The 18,614-nt window shown below is 71.5% G+C and carries 13 protein-coding genes; all 13 read right to left on the bottom strand.

The window, feature by feature from the left end:
* Window positions 1–86: 86 nt before the first annotated feature.
* The 13 genes from BC793_RS24710 to iolC all read right to left on the bottom strand — a co-directional run bounded on the left by BC793_RS24710 (window position 87) and on the right by iolC (window position 18,587).
* The gene (locus BC793_RS24710; protein WP_109596186.1) at window positions 87–4,322 is read right to left on the bottom strand and encodes a glycoside hydrolase family 38 N-terminal domain-containing protein; all 4,236 of its coding nucleotides are present in this window, start codon (window positions 4,320–4,322) and stop codon (window positions 87–89) included.
* Window positions 4,322–5,434: a Gfo/Idh/MocA family protein gene (locus BC793_RS24705; RefSeq protein WP_109596184.1), complete on the bottom strand. Its 1,113-nt coding sequence runs from the start codon at window positions 5,432–5,434 to the stop codon at window positions 4,322–4,324. The genes BC793_RS24710 and BC793_RS24705 overlap by 1 nt, the downstream gene beginning before the upstream one ends.
* A gap of 2 nt (window positions 5,435–5,436) precedes the next feature.
* The gene (locus tag BC793_RS24700; RefSeq protein ID WP_109596182.1) at window positions 5,437–7,137 is read right to left on the bottom strand and encodes a phosphatase PAP2 family protein; all 1,701 of its coding nucleotides are present in this window, start codon (window positions 7,135–7,137) and stop codon (window positions 5,437–5,439) included.
* Between the two features lie 9 nt (window positions 7,138–7,146).
* Window positions 7,147–7,989, bottom strand: a complete 843-nt coding sequence (locus tag BC793_RS24695; protein WP_109596180.1) for a carbohydrate ABC transporter permease — start codon at window positions 7,987–7,989, stop codon at window positions 7,147–7,149.
* A gap of 1 nt (window position 7,990) precedes the next feature.
* Entirely contained in the window at window positions 7,991–8,905 is a 915-nt protein-coding gene (locus BC793_RS24690; protein WP_109596178.1) for a carbohydrate ABC transporter permease, read from the bottom strand.
* Window positions 8,906–8,968: 63 nt separating this feature from the next.
* Window positions 8,969–10,249, bottom strand: a complete 1,281-nt coding sequence (locus BC793_RS24685; protein ID WP_109596176.1) for an ABC transporter substrate-binding protein — start codon at window positions 10,247–10,249, stop codon at window positions 8,969–8,971.
* 152 nt (window positions 10,250–10,401) lie between these two features.
* Window positions 10,402–12,135, bottom strand: coding sequence for a hypothetical protein (locus BC793_RS24680; RefSeq protein WP_109596174.1), 1,734 nt, complete (start codon window positions 12,133–12,135; stop codon window positions 10,402–10,404).
* A gap of 44 nt (window positions 12,136–12,179) precedes the next feature.
* Window positions 12,180–13,226 carry a Gfo/Idh/MocA family protein gene (locus tag BC793_RS24675; protein ID WP_109596172.1) on the bottom strand — a complete coding sequence of 349 codons (1,047 nt, stop codon included), beginning with the start codon at window positions 13,224–13,226 and terminating at the stop codon, window positions 12,180–12,182.
* Window positions 13,223–14,101: a TIM barrel protein gene (locus BC793_RS24670; RefSeq protein ID WP_239170331.1), complete on the bottom strand. Its 879-nt coding sequence runs from the start codon at window positions 14,099–14,101 to the stop codon at window positions 13,223–13,225. The genes BC793_RS24675 and BC793_RS24670 overlap by 4 nt, the downstream gene beginning before the upstream one ends.
* A gap of 14 nt (window positions 14,102–14,115) precedes the next feature.
* Complete coding sequence (gene iolD / locus BC793_RS24665) at window positions 14,116–15,981, bottom strand: 3D-(3,5/4)-trihydroxycyclohexane-1,2-dione acylhydrolase (decyclizing) (RefSeq protein WP_109596170.1); 1,866 nt, start codon at window positions 15,979–15,981, stop codon at window positions 14,116–14,118.
* Window positions 15,978–16,754: a 5-deoxy-glucuronate isomerase gene (gene iolB, locus BC793_RS24660; RefSeq protein ID WP_239170332.1), complete on the bottom strand. Its 777-nt coding sequence runs from the start codon at window positions 16,752–16,754 to the stop codon at window positions 15,978–15,980. Before iolB ends, iolD begins: the two co-directional genes overlap by 4 nt.
* Complete coding sequence (locus BC793_RS24655) at window positions 16,751–17,647, bottom strand: Cgl0159 family (beta/alpha)8-fold protein (RefSeq protein ID WP_109596166.1); 897 nt, start codon at window positions 17,645–17,647, stop codon at window positions 16,751–16,753. The genes iolB and BC793_RS24655 overlap by 4 nt, the downstream gene beginning before the upstream one ends.
* Complete coding sequence (iolC, locus tag BC793_RS24650; RefSeq protein WP_109596164.1) at window positions 17,640–18,587, bottom strand: 5-dehydro-2-deoxygluconokinase; 948 nt, start codon at window positions 18,585–18,587, stop codon at window positions 17,640–17,642. Before iolC ends, BC793_RS24655 begins: the two co-directional genes overlap by 8 nt.
* Window positions 18,588–18,614: the final 27 nt, after the last annotated feature.

Raw genomic sequence — 18,614 nt, 5'->3', positions numbered from 1 at the left:
AGGACGTGCCCACCGCACGCTCAGGTCGCCGGGCGATCACCGCCTCGCGAGCCGCATCATCACCCGTGACGCCCGGGAACGACGGCTCACGGGTTCCGGACCGCCAGCGGGACGGTGGCGGTGTAGGTGACGTGGCCGAGGGCCGTGACACGGGCCAGGGCCCACCAGTGGGCGCCGGCGCGGGCGGTGGGTGCGGCCCGGACGGTGTAGGTGAGGGTCGTGGCGGCACCGGCGGGCAGGTCGTAGCCCTGGATCCACGGCTGGACGTCGAGGTCGTCGCCGCTGTCGCCCCAGGTGCCGAACGGGGACAGCAACTGGGCCTCGCCCCGCAGTGGTGCGTCGGTCGGGTTGTGCAGGTGCAGCGACAGGGTGACGATGGACCCCGGCGGCACCGCCACCGCCGGTGGGGACAGAACCGCGGACGGGCCGGCCTTGGCGAGGGTGGAGACGTCCTCCAGGAGCTGGCCGTGCGGGTCACGGATGCGGGCGGTGATCCGGCCGTTCCCGGTCACGGTCAGATCGACGTGGTGGTGGCCGTCGGGTGGCAGGTCGTAGGGGTAGGGCCCGGCGGGAGTGACCGTGACACCCGGCGGGATCTCCAGCTCGACCGTTCCGGCGGCGGCGATCGTGCTGGTGGAGACGGTGATCCGGGCTGTTCCGGGTGTGCTGGACAGGTGGACGGTCACCGGCAGGTCGTTCAGCGGGGCCGGGCCCTTGTTGTGCAGCCAGTAGCGGGTGAAGACCGGCTGGACCGGCTCCATCGCGGGAGCGGCGATGGCCGGCGGCGTGGCGGGCAGGGCGGCGATCGTCACGATCTCGGCGGGGGCCAGGTCGGCGGTCACATCGTCGCCGTCGGCGGTGGCGGGGGCCTGCGGTTCGCCGAGGACGTTGGCCAGCGCGGGGTCGTACAGGCCGCCGTGCAGGCGGATCCGGGCCCGCGCCGGGGCGCCGCTGGTCTCGTAGATCCGGGCGGTCACCTGGTCGTCGTCGATCTTCAGGGCGCTGAGTACGACGTTCGCGGGTTCGACGGAGGCCAGCGACAGCCGGGCTGGCAGGTCGCCGGGTTCCGCCGTGACCGGGGCGGCGATCAGCGGATGGTTGGACTCCTGCCCCGCCCGGACGAACCCGGCCCGGCGCCAGTCGCCGGGGCCGGCGGCCAGGCTGTACCGGAACGTGTGGGTCCAGTGCTGGAGGGCGAACCCGGAACCGTCCGGGACGGTACGGCGGGGGCCGTCGATCCAGACGCCGCTGGGCCAGCCGGTGCAGGCGCGCATCAGGGACAGGTACAGGGAACCGTCGCGGGCGGCGACGAAGCCCGGTGTGCCGTGGTTGATCAGAGCCACCGAGTAGTCGGTGAACCCACCGGTCATGGCCTGGTCGACGGTGATCTCGGCGTCGTCCAGGTCGGCGATCAGGCCGGGCAGGGCGGCGTCGGTGACGATCAGGACGGGCAGGTCGCGTACGCCCCGGAGGTCGGCGTCGGGCACCCATGTCTCGTCCAGCGGGCGGACCGGTGGCACATACACCCGGCCGGTGGCGGCGAGCAGGGCCGCGGAGGACGGATCGGCGGAGGCGAGTACCGCGGCGGTGAACGTGGTGTCGCCGACGGCGATCCGGATGTCGGGCAGGTTGGAGTCGGCGTCGAGTGCGCCGTAGCGAGGGCCGTCGGGGCGGCCGGCGGTCGCTGTGACACCCTGCCGGACCAGCGCCACCACCAGATCCCGCGGATCCTGGTCACTGACGACCTCGGCGACACCGAAAGCGACACCGGGAACAGCACCGGCGGCAGCGCCGGGTACCGCACCCGGAACGGCACCGGCGGTGACACCGGGAACGATCCCGGTGAAGCGGATCCGGGCGGTGGTGGACAGGGCGGCCCAGGTGTGTGCCGGGTTGTCGAGGGTCCACAGGCTTTCGGCGGCGTCGAGCGCGGGGAAGCCGAACGAGCGGCCGATCGCGGCGAACCCGACCTCGGACACCGGCTGAGCGCCGGGCAGGTCGAGGTCGAACCGGACGCGGAGCAGGCGGTCCTGCCCGATCGAGCCGTCGACGTGGGTGTGGAAGTCGATGCGGTCGCTGCCGGACCACAGGGTGACCTCGCGGGTGATCCGCAGGTCGTCGATGCCGGTCTCGGTGATCAGCCGGCTGCCGGCGGGGCTGTGTTCGACACGGACCGTGGCGGGCCGATCGGCGAGGCCGCGGCCGGGGCCTTTCGGGAGCAGGTGCCACGGGCCCTCGCCCCAGTGGGGATGGTCGGGATACTCCTCCTGGACGACCAGTTCGCCGCCCAGGCCACCCGGCCGCAGCAGCTGTCGTCCGGTACGCCGGTCGATGATGGCGGTCAGGGCACCACCACGGTCGGCGTCCGCACGTACCTCGAAGCGGTCGTTGCGGATGACGGCATCACCCGCCGCCGCCCGCCAGACGGTGACCGAGGCCGGCGCCGCGGAGGAGGCCGACGCCGGAGAGACCGGCGCGGAAGAGGCCGGCGCGAGAGAAATCGGCGCGGAAGGGGCCGGCACGGAAGGGACCGGAGCGGGAGCGGGCCGGACGTGCCAGACCTGGTAGCCGAGGGCGGGGACGTCGCGGGCGACCGCCGTGAGCGAGGCGGCGGCGATGCTGCCGTCCGGGTGGCGGGTCACCGCCGACACGACCGCGGGCACCAGCGCCCCCTCATCGTCGGAAACGGTCAGCGAGGACGGGCCGGGCGCCGGGAAGGTGACGTCGATCCGGGCGACGCCGCCGCGCGGCCAGGACAGCGGGTTGGCGACCAGGACCGCCTGCCCCGCGCCGAGCGTGTCGGCCCGTGCGGCGAGCCCGGTGACGGCCGACCGGCGGGCCGCCGCGCCCAGTTCGAAGGCCTCCCGCCAGCCGGCGAGCAGGTCGAGGTAGACCTGATCGGATTCGGTCCCGGTGACGGCGTCGTGGTGGGCGCCGTACGCGAGCAGCCGCCAGGCCTTGTCCAGTTGCGACCGTGGATACCCGGTGCCGAGGAGTGCGGCGAGGGTGCCGAGGCGTTCGGCGTCGAGGACGATCGTCTCGATGGCCCGCTGCGCCTGTTTGGTGTCGATGTAGGAGACGTCCTTGCCGGTGTAGACCGGGTTCATGTCGCGGGTCTGCGGGGACAGGCGCGGGGACGAGGACCGCACGGCGGCGAAGAAGTCCCGGGGCAGGCCCATCACGAAACGCGGCCACACGTAGCGTTTCGCCCATTCCCGGTGGATCTCGGTGCACCACCGGGACGGGATGTTGTGGTCGTGCCCGACCGGCAGCATCACGTTGGGGGTGGCGGCGACCTGCCGCAGCGATCGGTACTGGGCGTAGGCCTCGGCGAGCGCCTCCTCGAGGGTCTCCTTGCGCTCGACGTCCCACCCGGCGACGTAGTGGTTGGCCATGTAGGCGGTGAGCAGCCCCCGCCCGCTCGGTGAGATCCACTCGAACTCGCTGGGGAACTGCATCCGGGTGATGTCGCCGGTGTGCCGTCGCGGGCCGATGTGGTGGAACGGCCCGCGCGCCCACGAGTTGGACGTCAGCCCGGCGTCGGCCATCAGGCCGGGGAACGCCGGGTCGTGGCCGAACACGTCGACCATCCACCCGGTCCGTGGGTCGCCGCCGAGGACGTCGCGCTGGTATTCGAGGCCGAAGCCGGTGTTGCGGATCGTCGATTCGGGGTGGGTGAGGTTGGTGTTCGGCTCGTTGTACATGCCGCCGACCAGCTCGACCCGGCCCTCGCGCAGCATGCGGCGCAGGTCCTCGCGGTCCTCGGGGAACACGTCCCAGTAGGGCTTCAGGTAGTCGATCTCGGCGAGCACGAACCGGTAGTCGTCGTCCAGGCGGGCCGCGTCGATGTGGGCGCGGACCAGGTCGAACGCGGTCCGCACGAACGCCGGGCGGAGCTTGTCGGCCTTGGGCACGTCGGGCAGCTGCTGCCACACCTCGGTGAAGCCGCGCTGGGTGTTCCACCAGACCGGGTCGTAGTGGAAGTGCGACACCATCCACATGGTCCAGCCGGTGGCGGCGACCCGGAACCGGCCGTCGGCGGTCACCGGCCCGGCGTCAGTGTCGGCGATCGCGGTGACCTGCAACGGCGTGCCTTCGGCAGCCGGGGCGGAGACGAGGACGCCGACCTCGACGGTGCGCTGCTCGCCGGCGGCCATCCCGGCGGTGAGGGTCACCTCGGGGGTACGGACGGAGGCGCCCTCCACCCGTACCCGGAAAGGGTGTGTCGCCGTCGTGGCGACGACGGTGACCCGGACGACCTGCCGGGGTGCGGCGGCCGGGCCGTGAAACAGATCGGTGCCCTCGATCGCGGTGATCCGCATCAGGATCCCTCCGGTGTCCAGGTCCAGGCGGGCGCGGTCGCCCAGGTCGCGCCGAGCTCGCGGTAGAGCCGGCCGGTGGTGGCGGCCGTCCGGGTGAGCGCGGCGAGGTCGGCGAGACGGTCCTCGGTGACCGGGGTCGGTGGCGGGCTCTGCCGGACCGCCTCGGCGACCTCGGTGAAGGCGCGGGTCGCGGCGAGCGGCACGAGCAGGTCGACGACCGGGTCCGCGAGGTGGGCGAGCAGGTTGTCCAGCAGATCGGTCCGCGGGTACCGGGTGTCGCCGGCCGCGGTGACGAGCCGGTCGCGGGTGTAGTGCAGGGTGGCGGTGCCGCGGCTGCCGTGCACGACGACGGCCGGGTCCTCCTCGGCCTCGGCGCAGAGGGTGGCGGCGACGGTGACCCGGGTGCCGCGGGCGGTGTGGATGCGGGCGCTCGCGGTGTCGTGCGCCTCGACCGGCCGGGTGCGGTAGGTGTCGAGGTCGACGCCGCGCACCGAACGGTCGCCGGCGGAGCCGTCCAGAATGAGGGCGAGCGCGACGGCGTGGGCGAACGGGTTGGTGAGCGCGCCGTCGTTGACGTCGTTCCCGTCGAGGAATCGTCGTCCGGCCCAGCCGGCCCGGTTCCAGTAGGCCTCGCCGCGCCACCACAGGCCGGTGGCGCTGATCGCCTCGATGTCGCCGAGCTCACCGTCGTCGATGCGGCGGCGCAGCTCGGTGACCGCGCCGGACCCGAACGCCTGGAAGCCCACCTGCACGATCCGGCCGGTCTCCGCCTGTACGGCCAGGAGCCGGTCGAGGCCGGCGAGGCTGGGCGCGGGCGGTTTCTCCAGCAGCAGGTGGGCACCGGCGCGCATGGCGGCCGAGGCGAGTTCGACGTGGGTGTGCACCGGCGTGACGATGACGGCCAGGTCGGGGGCGGTCGCCTCGATCAGGCCGGCCGCGTCCCGCCGCCAGGGCGCGCCGGAGGCCGCGGCCCGCTGCTCAGGGCACGGCGGACGGGGGTCGGCCACCCCGATCAGCTCGATGCTGCCCTGGGCGTGCAGTTTCGCGAGCTGGTCGAGGTGGCCGCGCCCATGTCCGTGCGCGCCGACGAGGACGACGCGGGGTGATGTCATGACTAGAGGATCCGGACCGAGACGCCGGTACGGGTGTGAACGGCCACGGCCGGGCGGCCGTCGACGGTGACCCTGGCGAAACGGCCGGTCACGCGCTTGGCGGTGAGGACCGGTCCGTGCGGGTGTCCGGTCACGTCGAGGGTGCTGTCCGGGCCGATCGTGACGGTGCCGTCGAGGCACGCCCCCGGGACCGTGCGCAGGGTGGCGCCACGGATCTCGACGTCGCCGCCGCCCAGGGCGCGGGTGCCGGCCGCGGCCAGGGTTCCGCCGAGGACGCGCAGGCCGCCGCGGAAACGGTTGACGCCGGTCAGGGTCAGTGTCCCGGTGCCGCGCAGCGTCAGGCCGCCACGGCCGGTGATGTCGTTGCGCCACGCGTCGGCCAGAGCGTCGAGGGTGACGTCGACGTCGGACTCGAAGGCGCCGTAGCCGTCGGCGGCCTTGAACAGGTCGAGGCGGCCCCACTGCTCCGGGCCGTCGAGCAGGGCGTATCCGGCGGGCAGGGCGGTGCTGGCCAGGACGGCCCGGCGCTGGTCCGCGGTCAGGTACGGCTGGCGGGTCTCCAGCAGCACCTCGGCGCCCTTCGGCACGGTCAGCGGCCGGTCCGGGCCGGTGCGCGGAAGGATGTAGGTGAGCTTGGGGAGGATGGTCCGGCGGTTGGCGGTGCGATCAGCGAACGGGTCCGCCCCCGTACCCGCGGTGGCTGCCAGGAAGGCGGCCGCCTGGGCCCGGGCGGCGGCCTTGAGTTCCGCGTTGGCCGGGTCGTTGAGGATCGCGGCGGCCAGCGCGGTGGCCAGGATGCGACCGCTGACCACGTCGAGCGGTGAGTGCATGCCGGCCGTGATCCGGGTGTCGGCCAGGTCGAAGGCGCAGGTCAGCAGCTCCTGGAAGCGCTCGGGGAAGGCGTAGGCGAAGGCGAGCGCGGCCAGGTGCAGGGCGTTGGTGTGGCCGCTGGGGAAGCCACCGTCGTCGGCCGGGGTGAGGCTGCGCTGCCGCAGCAGCTGCGGCGCGACCACGACTTTCGATCGGTAGACGGGGTAGCCGTACTCGTCGAGGGCGCCGGTGTCGACGACCGTGCTGTCGGTGGTCATCCGCCAGGGGCGCGGGTACTGGACGGCGAACTTCGACGGGTTGCTGGAGGACCAGTTGCCGCGGACCGTGTTGACCAGGGTGACGATCCGGCCGAGCGGTGAGGTGGGCGAGCCGGCGCCGAGCGTCGCCCCGGCCGGGGCGCCGGCGGGGACGGCGTCGCTGATCGTGGTGGGCGGGGTGCCGGCCGGGGCCTCGGTGATGCCGGTGACCGCGAGCGCGGTGCTGCGGTAGGCGCCGGCCCAGGGGCCCAGGCCGTCGATGACGGCGTAGCTCTGGTGGCGGCGGTCGACGATGAACGACCAGGCGGCCTCGGCGTCGGTGCGCGACGCGGTACGGGTCTCGCAGAACCTGACGTTCGCGCGGAGCACGGCCGCGTTCCGGACGGTGCCGTCGTTCCAGGCGCTGCCGGTCCGCCAGTAGGCCTGGACGCCGGACAGGATCCGTACGGCGGCGTTGGTGTCGACGGTCAGGTTGGTGGTGAGGTTGGACTTGTAGTCGTCGACGAAGGCCTTGACCTCGGCCATCTCGGCGGCGAGGCCGGCCCGGCTCAACAGCGGGGCGGACAGTCCGGCGGTGGTCGCGGCGAGCAGGGTGCGGCGGGTCAGAGTGGTCATCTGTGTTCCTCAGTCTTTGAGGCCGGCGTTGATGTCTGCGTTCATCACGTACTTCTGGAAGACCAGGTAGATGGCGACCAGCGGAACCATGGAGAGGACGGAGGCGCTGATCAGGATCGACCAGTTGACGTTGTTGGCGCCGACGATGCCCGCGATGCCGATCTGGAGGGTGAACTGGCTCGGCTCGTTGAGGATGATCAGCGGCCAGAGGTACTCGTTCCAGCGCCACTGGAAGGAGAAGATCGCCAGGGTCAGGACGATCGGCCGGGACAGCGGCAGCATGATCCGGAAGAAGGTGGACAGTTCGCTGGAGCCGTCGATGCGGGCCGCTTCGAGCAGGTCGTTGGGGACCGTCACGAAGAACTGGCGGAACATGAAGGTGCCTGTCGCGGTGATCACCGCGGGTATCACGACCCCGGACAGGCTGTTGTAGAGGCCGAGGTTGCGGACCACCAGGAACAGCGGGGCGAGGATCGTCTCGGTCGGCAGCATGGTGGTCGCCAGGATGCAGCCGGCGAAGATCTTCAGCCACCAGTTGCCGTACTTGGCCAGGGCGTACCCGCAGGCGGCGCTGACCATGATGGTGAGCAGGGTGGCCGCGATGGCCACGATCATCGTGTTGATCAGGTAGCCGGGGAAGTCGAAACTGGTCCAGGCATCGGTGTAGCCCTTGAGCGTCGGGTTCTTCGGCCAGAACGTCAGCGGGTAGGAGAACAGTTCGCCGCCGGGCTTGAACGAGCTGACCACGAACCAGAGCAGCGGGAAGCCGTACAGGGCGGCCAGCAGCCACATGATCGCGCTGGAACCGATCTTCTTCGGCATGTCGCCGGTGCGGCTACGGGAGGCGGCCATCTCAGGATCCCTTCCGGCGGCTGGCGATCAGCTGGAGGACGGCGACGATCACGAGGATCAGCAGGAGTACGAACGACGCCGCGCTGGCATAGCCCATCTGAGTCCGTTTGAAGCCCGTCTCGTAGATGTACTGGACGATCAGGTTGTTCTCGGTGCCCGGGCCGCCGTCGTTGACCGCGACGAAGTACGTGTACTCCTTCATCGCGTGCAGGGTGCTGAGCAGCACGACGATGAAGGAGGTGGGCGCGATGGCCGGCAGCGTGATGTTCCGGAACTTCTGCCAGGCGTTGGCGCCGTCCAGGTCGGCGGCCTCGTAGTAGGAGACCGGGACGTTCTTCAGTGCCGCGATGAACAGCAGCATGTTGAACGCGGTGCCGGCCCAGGTGGCCACGATGACGACGATCATCAGGGACAGGTCGCCGTTGGACTGCCAGGAGACCGGGTCGCCGCCGAGTTCGGTGATCACGAAGTTGACCAGGCCGAAGTTCTCCCCGAACAGCCAGCGCCAGATGACACCGGCGATGATCGGTGAGATCAGCCAGGGCAGGAAGAAGATCACCCGGGCGATGGGCTTGCCCTTGGCGTACGGGCTGACCAGCAGGTAGGCGATGCCGAGCGACATGACGAACATCAGCGGGACCACACAGGCGGTGTAGATGAGGGTCCGCAGCAGGGCCGCATAGAAGTCGGTGTCGCCGATCAGTTCCCGGTAGTTCTCCAGGCCGACCCAGGGGGCGTCGCCGACACCGGTGTAACTGGTGAAGGAGTAGGCCAGGCCGATGATGGCGGGCCAGACGAAGAACGTCAGGAACAGCAGGAGGTTGACGGAGATCAGGATCAGTGGGGCGACGGTGTAGCTGTTGTGCCTGCGCCGGGGCCACCACCGGGGCGTGGCCCGGTTGGCACTGTCGACCATGGTTGTCTCTCTTTCCCAGCGAGGTGGGCCCGCCGAGGACGGCGGGCCCACCTGTCGCGTCCCCTACTTGATCTGGTCGTTCAGGCCGGAGACGATGGCGTCCACGGTCTTCTGCACGTCCTGCTCGCCGTTGATGAACTTGGCCATCTCGGTCTTGATGAGCGCGTCCTCGACCTTCTGCTTGGCCAGCAGCAGCTTGGTCTGGTTCGCCTGGCCGGAGCTGGAGATCGGGTCGGCCAGCTCGATCTCCTTGATGTACAGGGCGAACGCGTCCTGGGCGGCCTTCTTCTCGAAGGGGTAGGTCAGCGTCAGGCCGGTCTCGATCGGCAGGTAGCCGTTGGTCTGCGCCAGCTTGGTGTAGTTGGCCGGCTGGAAGATGAAGTCGAGCCACTTCTTGGCCGGCTCGGCCTTCTCACCGTTGTTGAACGCGACCATCTTGCCCCCGAGGTTGATGTCGGTGGCGTGGGTCGGCTGCGCCGGGCTCGGCACGCTGGCCCACTCGAAGTCGGTGATGCTGTCGGCGAAGTCGGCGACCTGCCAGACGCCGGAGTAGTAGGCGACGACCTGGCCGCTCTTGAACAGCGCGTTCGGGTCCTGGCCGGAGGTCCAGACGGACTTGGGCATGACCTTGTCGTCGTTGATCTTGCTGAACTCGCTCAGCGCCTGCACGGTGGCGGCGTCCGGGGCGGCGAACCTACCGTCGGCGCCGAGCTGGAAGCCGGTGCCGCCGTGGGTGTAGATCCAGCCGCGGATGCGGGCGGCGGAGTTGTCGTAGACCAGGTCGTACTTGGCGTTGGTGGCCTCGCGGACCTTGGTGGTCGCGGCGAGGAAGTCGGTCCACGTCCAGGTCTGGGCCGGGTCGGTCGGGAAGGAGACGCCGGCTTTGTCGAACAGGCTCTTGTTGATGTAGAGGCCGGCCGCGGTGATGTCCGACGGGATCGACAGGACCTTGTCACCGTCGGCGGTGATCAGGTTCTTGTTGATCTTGTTGGCCTCGTTGTTCGCGATGCTGGCGAGGTCCTGCACCTGGTTGACCCAGAGCGGGTCGAGGGACGGCACGCTGGCGGTGTCCGGCAGGGCGTTGGCCTGGGCCGCCTGGCTCAGCTTGTCCTGGTAGCCGTCGTAGGGCACGTTGACGATCTCGACCTTGATGCCCTCCTTGGCCTCGAACTCCTTGGCCAGTTCGGTGTAGCCCTTGTCCTGGGCGGAGGTGGAGAACCAGAAGGTGATGCCCTTCGGGTCGCCGTCACCGCTGCCGGAGCCGGACGAGCAGGCGCCGAGGACGAGGGCGCCGACGACGCTCGCGGCCAGCCACCCCTTCCGAGCGGATGCCGAAATGCCCATGACTATCTCCTCGATGAAATGTCTTCTCGTGGTTCTTCTCGTGGCGACGGACGTTAGAGGAAAGCGCTTACCGCGTCAACGACATGTTAATTCACAGGTTGCTTTTTCATGGACGCGGGTCGATCAATCAGGACGTACTTCTGTACAGTTTCCTAAACGACCGGCGCGGTGATGGACAGACGCAGCCTCGACGGGGCTTTTCCGGTCACGTACAGGAGGACACCGTCGGCCGCGTCGGTGCCGCCGAGGAAGGCGTAGTCCTCCCCCGGGTGGTAGCCCGGGTCGGACTCCGACGCCGTCTCCGACGCCTCCACGACCGTCACGTGCAGCCCGCCGTAGGTGGCCGTGCCCGACTCCAGATGCCATCGGCACCCGCCGATCGCACGGGCGCCGGTCATCGTGCCGCCCGGCCGGAACGCCAGCTCCAGAGCCCAGTCGACGGCCGCGCCGTCGATGTCGACCGTCAGGTCGACCCGGGGTACAGACCGAAGTACCGAGCTGGCTTCCACCGCTGTCTCAGCAGCGCTGAGACAGCGGTGAGAGCCAGCTTGGGGTAACGCCACGCGGACGCGGGTCGTGAGGGACACCTCGTCGCGGGGGCGGCGGGCGAAGTCCATCGCGGCGCTGAAGCGGCCGTCGTCGGTCAGGGCGTAACGGCCTGTGCCGTCGCCGGGAAGCGGCTGGTAGTAGGCCGCCGACACGGTCTCGGTCAGGGTCACCACCGGACCCGCCTCGTCGGCCGGGGTGTCGGGTGAGAGGGTCAGGGTTTCGGCGCGGAACGGGCCGAGACCGAAGAACGTGCGGGACAGCCGGACGCTCTCCAGCACCGTGGCGCCGGCGTGCAGGCGCAGCAGGGTCGGCGAGTTGGCCAGCCCGGAACGGATCCGCCGGTGACGGGGGTAGTCGGAGCCGCCGAACACCACGGCCGTGCTGTCCGGACCGTGCGCCACCAGGGTCCCGGCGGCCGCGAAGAGCCGCTGCCGGGGCACGGCGGGTGCGACCGGTGCCGGAAGCCGGCGGTTCACCAGCGGCATGACGACGGCGTTCGCGGGCGCGGGGACGCCCTGCTCCAGGGCGATCCCGGCGGCCCAGGCGAGGTCGCCGCGATCGCGGAGGATCGCCAGGGCGCGCAGCGGTATCAGGTATTCGCGCAGCGGCACCCGCCGGGTCTGGTCCTGCCGTCGGGACAGGACGGTCTCCACGGTGCCGTCGGGCATCAGCAGGTCCAGGGTGGCGGTCAGGTTCGCCTCGACGGCGTCGAGCAGGTCGGGCCGGTCGAAGACGTCGGCGATGACCAGCAGGGACGGGTTCGACACGGCGGCGGCGTAGTTGGCGCTGCGTTCGGAGTACAGCCCGTCCTCGATGTCGATGCCCTCGGCCAGCCACTGCCCGACCCGGGCGGCGATCTCCGGCCGCGGGGCGAGGCGGTGCAGCCGGGCCAGGGCGGCGGACAGCTCCCACCGGTGGTTCGGCGTGTGCACCCCGCCCTTCACCAGGGCCGGGGTCATCGTGTCGAGGAGGTGGACCAGGCGGTCCGCGAGCCGCTGCGCGCTCTGGTCGTCGGCCTCGCGCAGCAGCCGGGCCGCGTCGGCGAGGTCGTTGACGCTGAACGCGGAGTCCGGCGGCGAGTCGACGTTGTCGCCGCCACGGAACAGGCCGCCCGGGTTCTGCCGCTCCCGCAGCAGGCCGGTGAGCTGCGCCGCCGGGGTGAGCAGGCCGCTGTCGCCGGTGAGGTGCCAGGCCGCGGCCAGCGCCTTGACCCGCTCGGCGAGCCGGCGGTGCTGCAGTTGGCACCACAGGTCGCCGGTCTCGGTGCGGATGCCGCGGACCTCCCGCTCCAGTGCGGTCCGCACGCGCGCGGTGAACTCGGGATCAGAATCGGTCACCGCACCACTTTCGGAAAGACGCGAAGAAATGGAACCCACCTTTTCTACCGCCGGTAGAGCCCGGGTGTCGGCGGCATCTCGACGGTATAACGTTCTCCGCTTTCCAGCGCGTTCACACAGGCTTGTGCGACGAACGTGGCGGCGAATCCGTCCCACGCGGTCGCGCCCTGCCCGGTCCCGTCGATCCAGTCCTGCAATTCCAGGCGGTACGCCTCGGCGAAACGGGGCCGCCAGTCGGCCGGAAGCGTCCGCGCGTGCAGTCCGGAACGGCGTACCGCGGTGGGCGGCGGGGCGTCGAGGGTGACCGTGCCGGTCTCGGCGACCAGTTCACAGCGGACCTCGTAGCCGTATCGGGCGTTGACGAAGATCTCGACGTCGGACAGCACCCCGGACGCGGTGGTGAGGATCAGCAGTTGCGGGTCGCGGGTGCCGCCGGCGTTGCCGCTGGGCCGCGGGGTGTGCACGGCGACCTCGGTGATCTCGGAGTCGAACAGCCAGCGGGTGATGTCGAGTTCGTGCACCGCCGAGTTGGTGATCAGGGCGGAGCTGGGCAGGCCGGGCACCGCGGCCGGGTTGCGGTGCACGTTGTGCAGCATCAGCGGCGCGCCGATCTCCCCGGTCGCGAGCAGCGCCTTCAGGTCGGTGTAGCCCGGGTCGAAGCGGCGCATGAACCCGACGGTGATCAGCCGGCTGCCGTGGGCCGTCTCGGCGTCCAGGATCCGGGCGCAGCCGTCGACGGTCGGTGCGAGGGGTTTCTCGCAGAGCACCGGCTTGCCGGCGGCCACGCACGCGAGCACGTAGTCCTCGTGGGTGGCGTCCGACGACGCGATCAGCACGGCGTCGATGTCGTCGTCGGCGATCAGGGCGTACGGGTCGGCGAACACCCGGGCGCCGCCGCTGGCCTGGGCGACCCCGCGGGCCCGGTCGTCGTCGAGGTCGAAGACACCGCCGACGGCCGCACCGGAGACCGCCCGGGTGAGCAGGCGGGCGTGGTCGGCGCCCATGATGCCGGTGCCGATGATGCCGATCCGCCGCACCACGGCACCCCCGGTTCCGGCCGGGACCCGCCCGGGTTCGATGAGTGTGGTCATCGCGCCACCTCCGTGAGGAACTCCAGGCTGCGCCGCACGTCACCGACCGGGCCGGCACCGTCGGCGGGCGAGACCGCCAGGGCGCAGTCCTGTTCGAGGACGTACCAGCCGGTGTAGCCGGCGTTCTCCAGGGCGCGGACGATGCCGGGGATGTCGACGTCACCGGCGCCGAGCGGGGTGTACAGGCCGGCCCGCACACCGTCGATGTAGGCACGGGTGCCGTCCTGGACGGTCGCCGACACCTCCAGGTCGACGTCCTTGAGGTGCACGTGCGTGATCCGGGACGCGGCGAGGTCGAGGAGCTCGGCCGGCTGCATGCCGCCGATCAGCAGGTGGCCGGTGTCCAGGCAGATCGGCACGTCGCTGCCGTCGAGCAGCCGCAGCACCGCCTCCCGGGACTCCACGGCGGTGCCGACGTGCGGGTGCAGGCTCGGGCGCAGGCCACGGTCGCGGGCCATCTCCTGCAACGTCTCCAGGGTGGCGAACAACGTCCGCCACTCGTCGTCGTCCAGATGCACCTTGTGGTCGTAGCTGCCGTCACCGGAGCGGGCAGCCAGTACCACCACCTCGGCGCCGGCGGCGGCCAGGGTGTCCATCGCGTCGGCGGCCTCGGCCAGGTCGTCGGCGGTCGCCACGTGCATCGGCACCGGCAGGAAACCGCCGATCAGGGTCAGGCCGTGGCGGTCCAGGGTGACCCGTACATGCGCCGGGGTCTTGCCCAGGTAGCCGGTGGGGCCGAGTTCGGTGGCCCGCAGGCCCAGCCCGCCCATCTCGGCGAGCACGCGGTCGGCGGGGAGTTCGAGTCCCCAGCCGGGCGCCTCACAGACGCCCCAGGAGATCGGCGCGCCGCCGATACGATCCACGAAGCCGGTCAAAGTGTCCCCTCCTTCTAGAGGTAGTCGCGCTGTCCGCGCTTGCCGTCGAGGTACTGCTCGTGTGCCGCCCGGACCGTCTCCAGCTGTGACGTCCCGGCGACCGGGACGTCCCACCAGGACTCGCTGGACGGGGCGTCGACCATCGGGTCCACGTCGACGTGCACGACCGTGACGCCGTCGGTCTCCCGCGCCTTGGCCAGCGCGTCGCGCAGCTCCGGCACGGTGGCGGCCCGGAAGACGGTGGCGCCGAGGCTGGCGGCGTTGGTGGCCAGATCGACCGGGAGCACGCCGCCACCCAGCCGGCCGTCCTGGTCGCGGTAGCGGTAGGCGGTGCCGAACCGCTGGGCGCCGACCGAGGCGGAGAGCCGCCCGATCGAGGCGTAGCCGTGGTTCTGCACCAGGACCACGATCAGCTTCACCCGCTCCTGTACGGCGGTGACCAGCTCCTGCGCCATCATCAGGTAGGAGCCGTCGCCGACCATGACGAAGACCTCGCGGTCCGGGGCGGCCAGCTTCACACCGAGACCACCGGCGATCTCGTAGCCCATGCAGGAGAAGCCGTACTCGACGTGGTAGCCCTTCGGGTCCCGGGTGCGCCACAGTTTGTGCAGGTCACCGGGCATCGATCCGGCGGCGCAGACGACCACGTCGCGGGGGCCGGCGGCGTCGTTGACGGCGCCGATCACCTCGGTCTGCGCCGGGAGCGGCTGGTTGCCCAGGTGGTAGGCGCGTTCCACGGTCGCGTCCCAGGCCGCCGACCTGTCCCGGGCCCGCTCCTGGTGGGCCGGTGCGGTCCGGTACCCGGTCAGGGCCTCGAGAAGGGCCTCCAGGGCGGCGCGGGCGTCGGCCACCACCGCCTCGCCGGAGTGTTTGACGGCGTCGAAAGCGGCGATGTTTACGTTAACGAAGCGGACCGACGGGTCCGCGAAGGCGCTGCGGGACGCGGTGGTGAAGTCGCTCCAGCGGGTGCCGATACCGATCACCACGTCGGCGTCACGGGCGAACTCGTTGGCCGCGACGGTGCCGGTGGCGCCGACCGCACCGAGGGCGAGCGGGTGGTCGTACCGCATCGAGCCCTTGCCCGCCTGGGTCTCGGCGACCGGGATGCCGGTCGCCTCGGCGAGGGCCCGCAGCGCCTCGGTGGCCTCCGAGTAGATCACTCCGCCGCCGGCGATGATCAGGGGACGTTCGGCACCGCGGATGACCGCGACCGCGCGGGCCAGGGCGCCGGGCTCGGGCAGGGTGCGGGGCACGTGCCAGATCCGCCTGCGGAACAGCCGGTCCGGGAAGTCGTACGCCTCGGCCTGGACGTCCTGCGGCAACGCCAGGGTGACCGCGCCGGTCTCGGCCGGGTCGGTGAGCACCCGCATCGCGCCGAGCAGCGCCGACGGCAGCTGCTGGGCCCGCCAGATCCGGTCGTAGAAGCGTGACACCGGCCGCAGCGTGTCGTTGACGCTGACGTCGAAGCCGCGCGGGTCCTCCAGCTCCTGGAGCACCGGGTTGGCGACGCGGGTGGCGAAGACGTCGCCGGGCAGCAGCAGCACCGGCAGCCGGTTGACGGTGGCCAGGGCGGCGCCGGTGACCATGTTGGTGGCGCCCGGGCCGATCGAGCTGGTGCAGGCCAGTGTGGACATCCGGTTGCGCATCCGGGCGAACCCGGCGGCCGCGTGGACCATGCCCTGTTCGTTGCGGGCCTGGCGGTAGGGTGCGGCGCCCGGCTCGGTCAGTTCGGCCTCCAGCAGCGCCTGGCCGAGGCCCGCGACGTTACCGTGCCCGAAGATGCCGAACCAGCCCTCGATCAGCCGGTGCTCGGTCCCGTCACGTTCGGTGTGCTGGGCGGCCAGGAACCGCACGACGGCCTGGCCCACGGTGAGTCTCATCGGTCCTGTTCGCCTTTCTCTCCGAACGGCAGCCGCCCGTCGATCGCCTGGCCGGTCCACGTGTCGCGGACCCAGGCGTGCTCCGGCTCGTCCTCGATCACCCAGGCCCGCTCCCCCGGCCCGGCCATCACGTTCAGGTAGTAGAGGTCGTAGCCGGGGGCGGCCATCGACGGCCCGTGCCAGCCGTCCGGGATCAACACCACCTCACCGGTACGGACCTCGCGCACCCCGTCGGCGCGCTGGTAGGCGGGCCCGCCCCCGGCCACCTCGAAGTAGTAGATCTCCTCCAGGTCGTCGTGGCGGTGCGGCGGGTACGACGACCAGTTGCCACCCGGGGTGAGCACCTCGCAGGCGATGATCCGGTCGGCGTCCAGCACGTCGGTGGTGGCGAAGTTGTTGACCTGCCGGGAGCAGACGCCCGCCCCCCGCAGCTCGATACGCTGCTCGGCGACCGGGATGTGCCGGAACGGCAGCCGCTTCGTGGCCCGTGCCGTGGCCAGCGCGAACCGGCCCCCGTCGATGCTGCGCAGCCGCAGCGTCGTCCCGATCGGCACGTACACCACGTCGGTCGGTCCGTCGAAGACACTCGCGCGCCCGGTCAGCTCGGCCTTGTCACCGTCGGTGGTCACCGTCGCGGACCCGGCCAGCGGCACCACGACCACCTCGTCCCCGCCGGTGTCGTAGTGGAACTCCTCCCCCGCCGCCAGGACGACCACCCGCAGGCCGCTGTAGCCCCAGCCCGCCGACTCCGGGGTCACGTCCAGCCGGATCACGCCGCCACCCCCGTACGGACCAGCCGGACGGCGGCGTCGACCGCACAGGCCACGTCACCGTCGGGCGGATAGAGCAGCGCGCGGCCCACCATCAGGCCGCGCACACCGGGTACGGCCAGAGCCCGCCCCCAGGACGCGTAGGTCTCCGCCGGACTGCCCGACGGGTCACCGCCGAGCAGCAGCGCCGGCATCGTCGTCGCCGCCATCACCGCCTCCATGTCCGCCACGACCGGCAGTTTCAGCCAGGTGTAGGCGCTGGTCCCGCCCAGTCCCGCGGCGATCGCCACCGAACGGGCCACCGCCGCCGTGCTCAGATCGTTGACCACCGAACCGCTGCTGCCCCGGGTGGACAGGAACGGCTCCACCATGGCCAGCAGCCCGTGCGCGGCCAGCTCGTCGACGGCGCGGGCGCTCGCCTCCAGGGTGCGCACGCTGGCCGGGTCGTCCGGGTCGATGCGGACCAGCATCTTGCCGCCGTCGAACCGCATCCGGGCCACCGCCGCCGCGTCGTAGCCGGTGAACCGGTCGTCCAGCTCGAACACCGAGCCCTGCAGCCCTCCCCGGTTCATCGAGCCGATCGCGATCTTGCCGTCCAGCTCACCGAGCAGCAGCAGGTCCTCCAGGACGTCGGCGGTGCCGAGGACCCCGTCCACGCCCGGCCGGCGCAGCGCGGTCCGCAGCCGGCGCAGCAGCTCGTAGCGGTCGGCCATCGCCCCGCCGTCGCCCCGCACACCCAGCGCCCCGCGGGCCGGGTGGTCGGCGGCGACGAGCATCAGCCGGTCGCCGGGATCGCTCAGCAGCGGCCGCCGTACGCGGCGGGCGGCCGCCTCGGCGATCGCCTGCGGGCGCGTGGCGCGCAGGCCGCGCAGCTCGGCGAAGTCGTCGTCAGACACGTCCGGCCTCCAGGACCTTCTCCACCTCGGCCGTGGTCGGCATGGCGGTGGAGCATTCGAGGCGGCTCGCGACGATCGCGCCGGCCGCATTGGCGAAACCGATGATCCGGTCCAGGGGCCAGCCGTGGAGCAGGCCGTGGCAGAGGGCGCCGCCGAACCCGTCCCCGGCACCCAGGCCGTTGACCACCTCGACGTCGGTGGGCCGTTTCGTCACGCTCTCCTTCACAGTCTTGGCGAGCACCCCGGCCGGGCCCATCTTGACCACGGCCAGCGACACACCGGCGGCCAGCAGGGCGTCGGCGGCGGCGTCCGGGTCGGTCTCCCCGACCGCGATCTCGCATTCGGTGAGGTTGCCGACGGCGACGCTGACGTGCGGCAGCGCCTCCTGGACGGCCGCGGTGGCCTCGGCCGGGGAATCCCAGAACATCGGCCGGTAGTCGAGGTCCAGGACGGTCAGCGGGCGGCGGCCACGGGCCTGCCAGGCGGCGTGGTGGGCGGTGTTGCTGGGGTCCTGGGACAGGCCGGTGACGGTGGCCCAGAAGACGCCGGCGTTCGTGATCGCGTCCAGGTCCAGTTCGCCCGGCTCGATCATCAGGTCGGGGGCGGTCGGCTGGCGGTAGAAGTAGAGCGGGAAGTCGTCCGGCGGGAAGATCTCGCAGAACGTGACCGGGGTCGGCAGGCCGTCGACGGCGGAGACGAACCGGTCGTCGACACCCAGTTCACCGAGCGCGCGGTGGATGTACCTGCCGAACGGGTCCCGGCCGACCCGGGTGATCACCGCCGTGCGGCGTCCGTGCCGGGCGGCGGCGACCGCCACGTTCGTCGCGCTGCCACCGAGGAACTTGCCGAACGAGGTGACGTCCTCCAGGCCCACTCCGGTCTGCAGCGGATAGATGTCGACGCCGACACGTCCCATCGCGATGACCTCGAAGTCCCGCATCACACCTCCGATTACGGCAAGATGTCG

Origin of the sequence: Actinoplanes xinjiangensis, from assembly GCF_003148685.1 — a bacterium.
Classification (GTDB): Bacteria; Actinomycetota; Actinomycetes; order Mycobacteriales; family Micromonosporaceae; genus Actinoplanes; species Actinoplanes xinjiangensis.
This window is presented reverse-complemented; position numbering and strand designations above follow the sequence as displayed.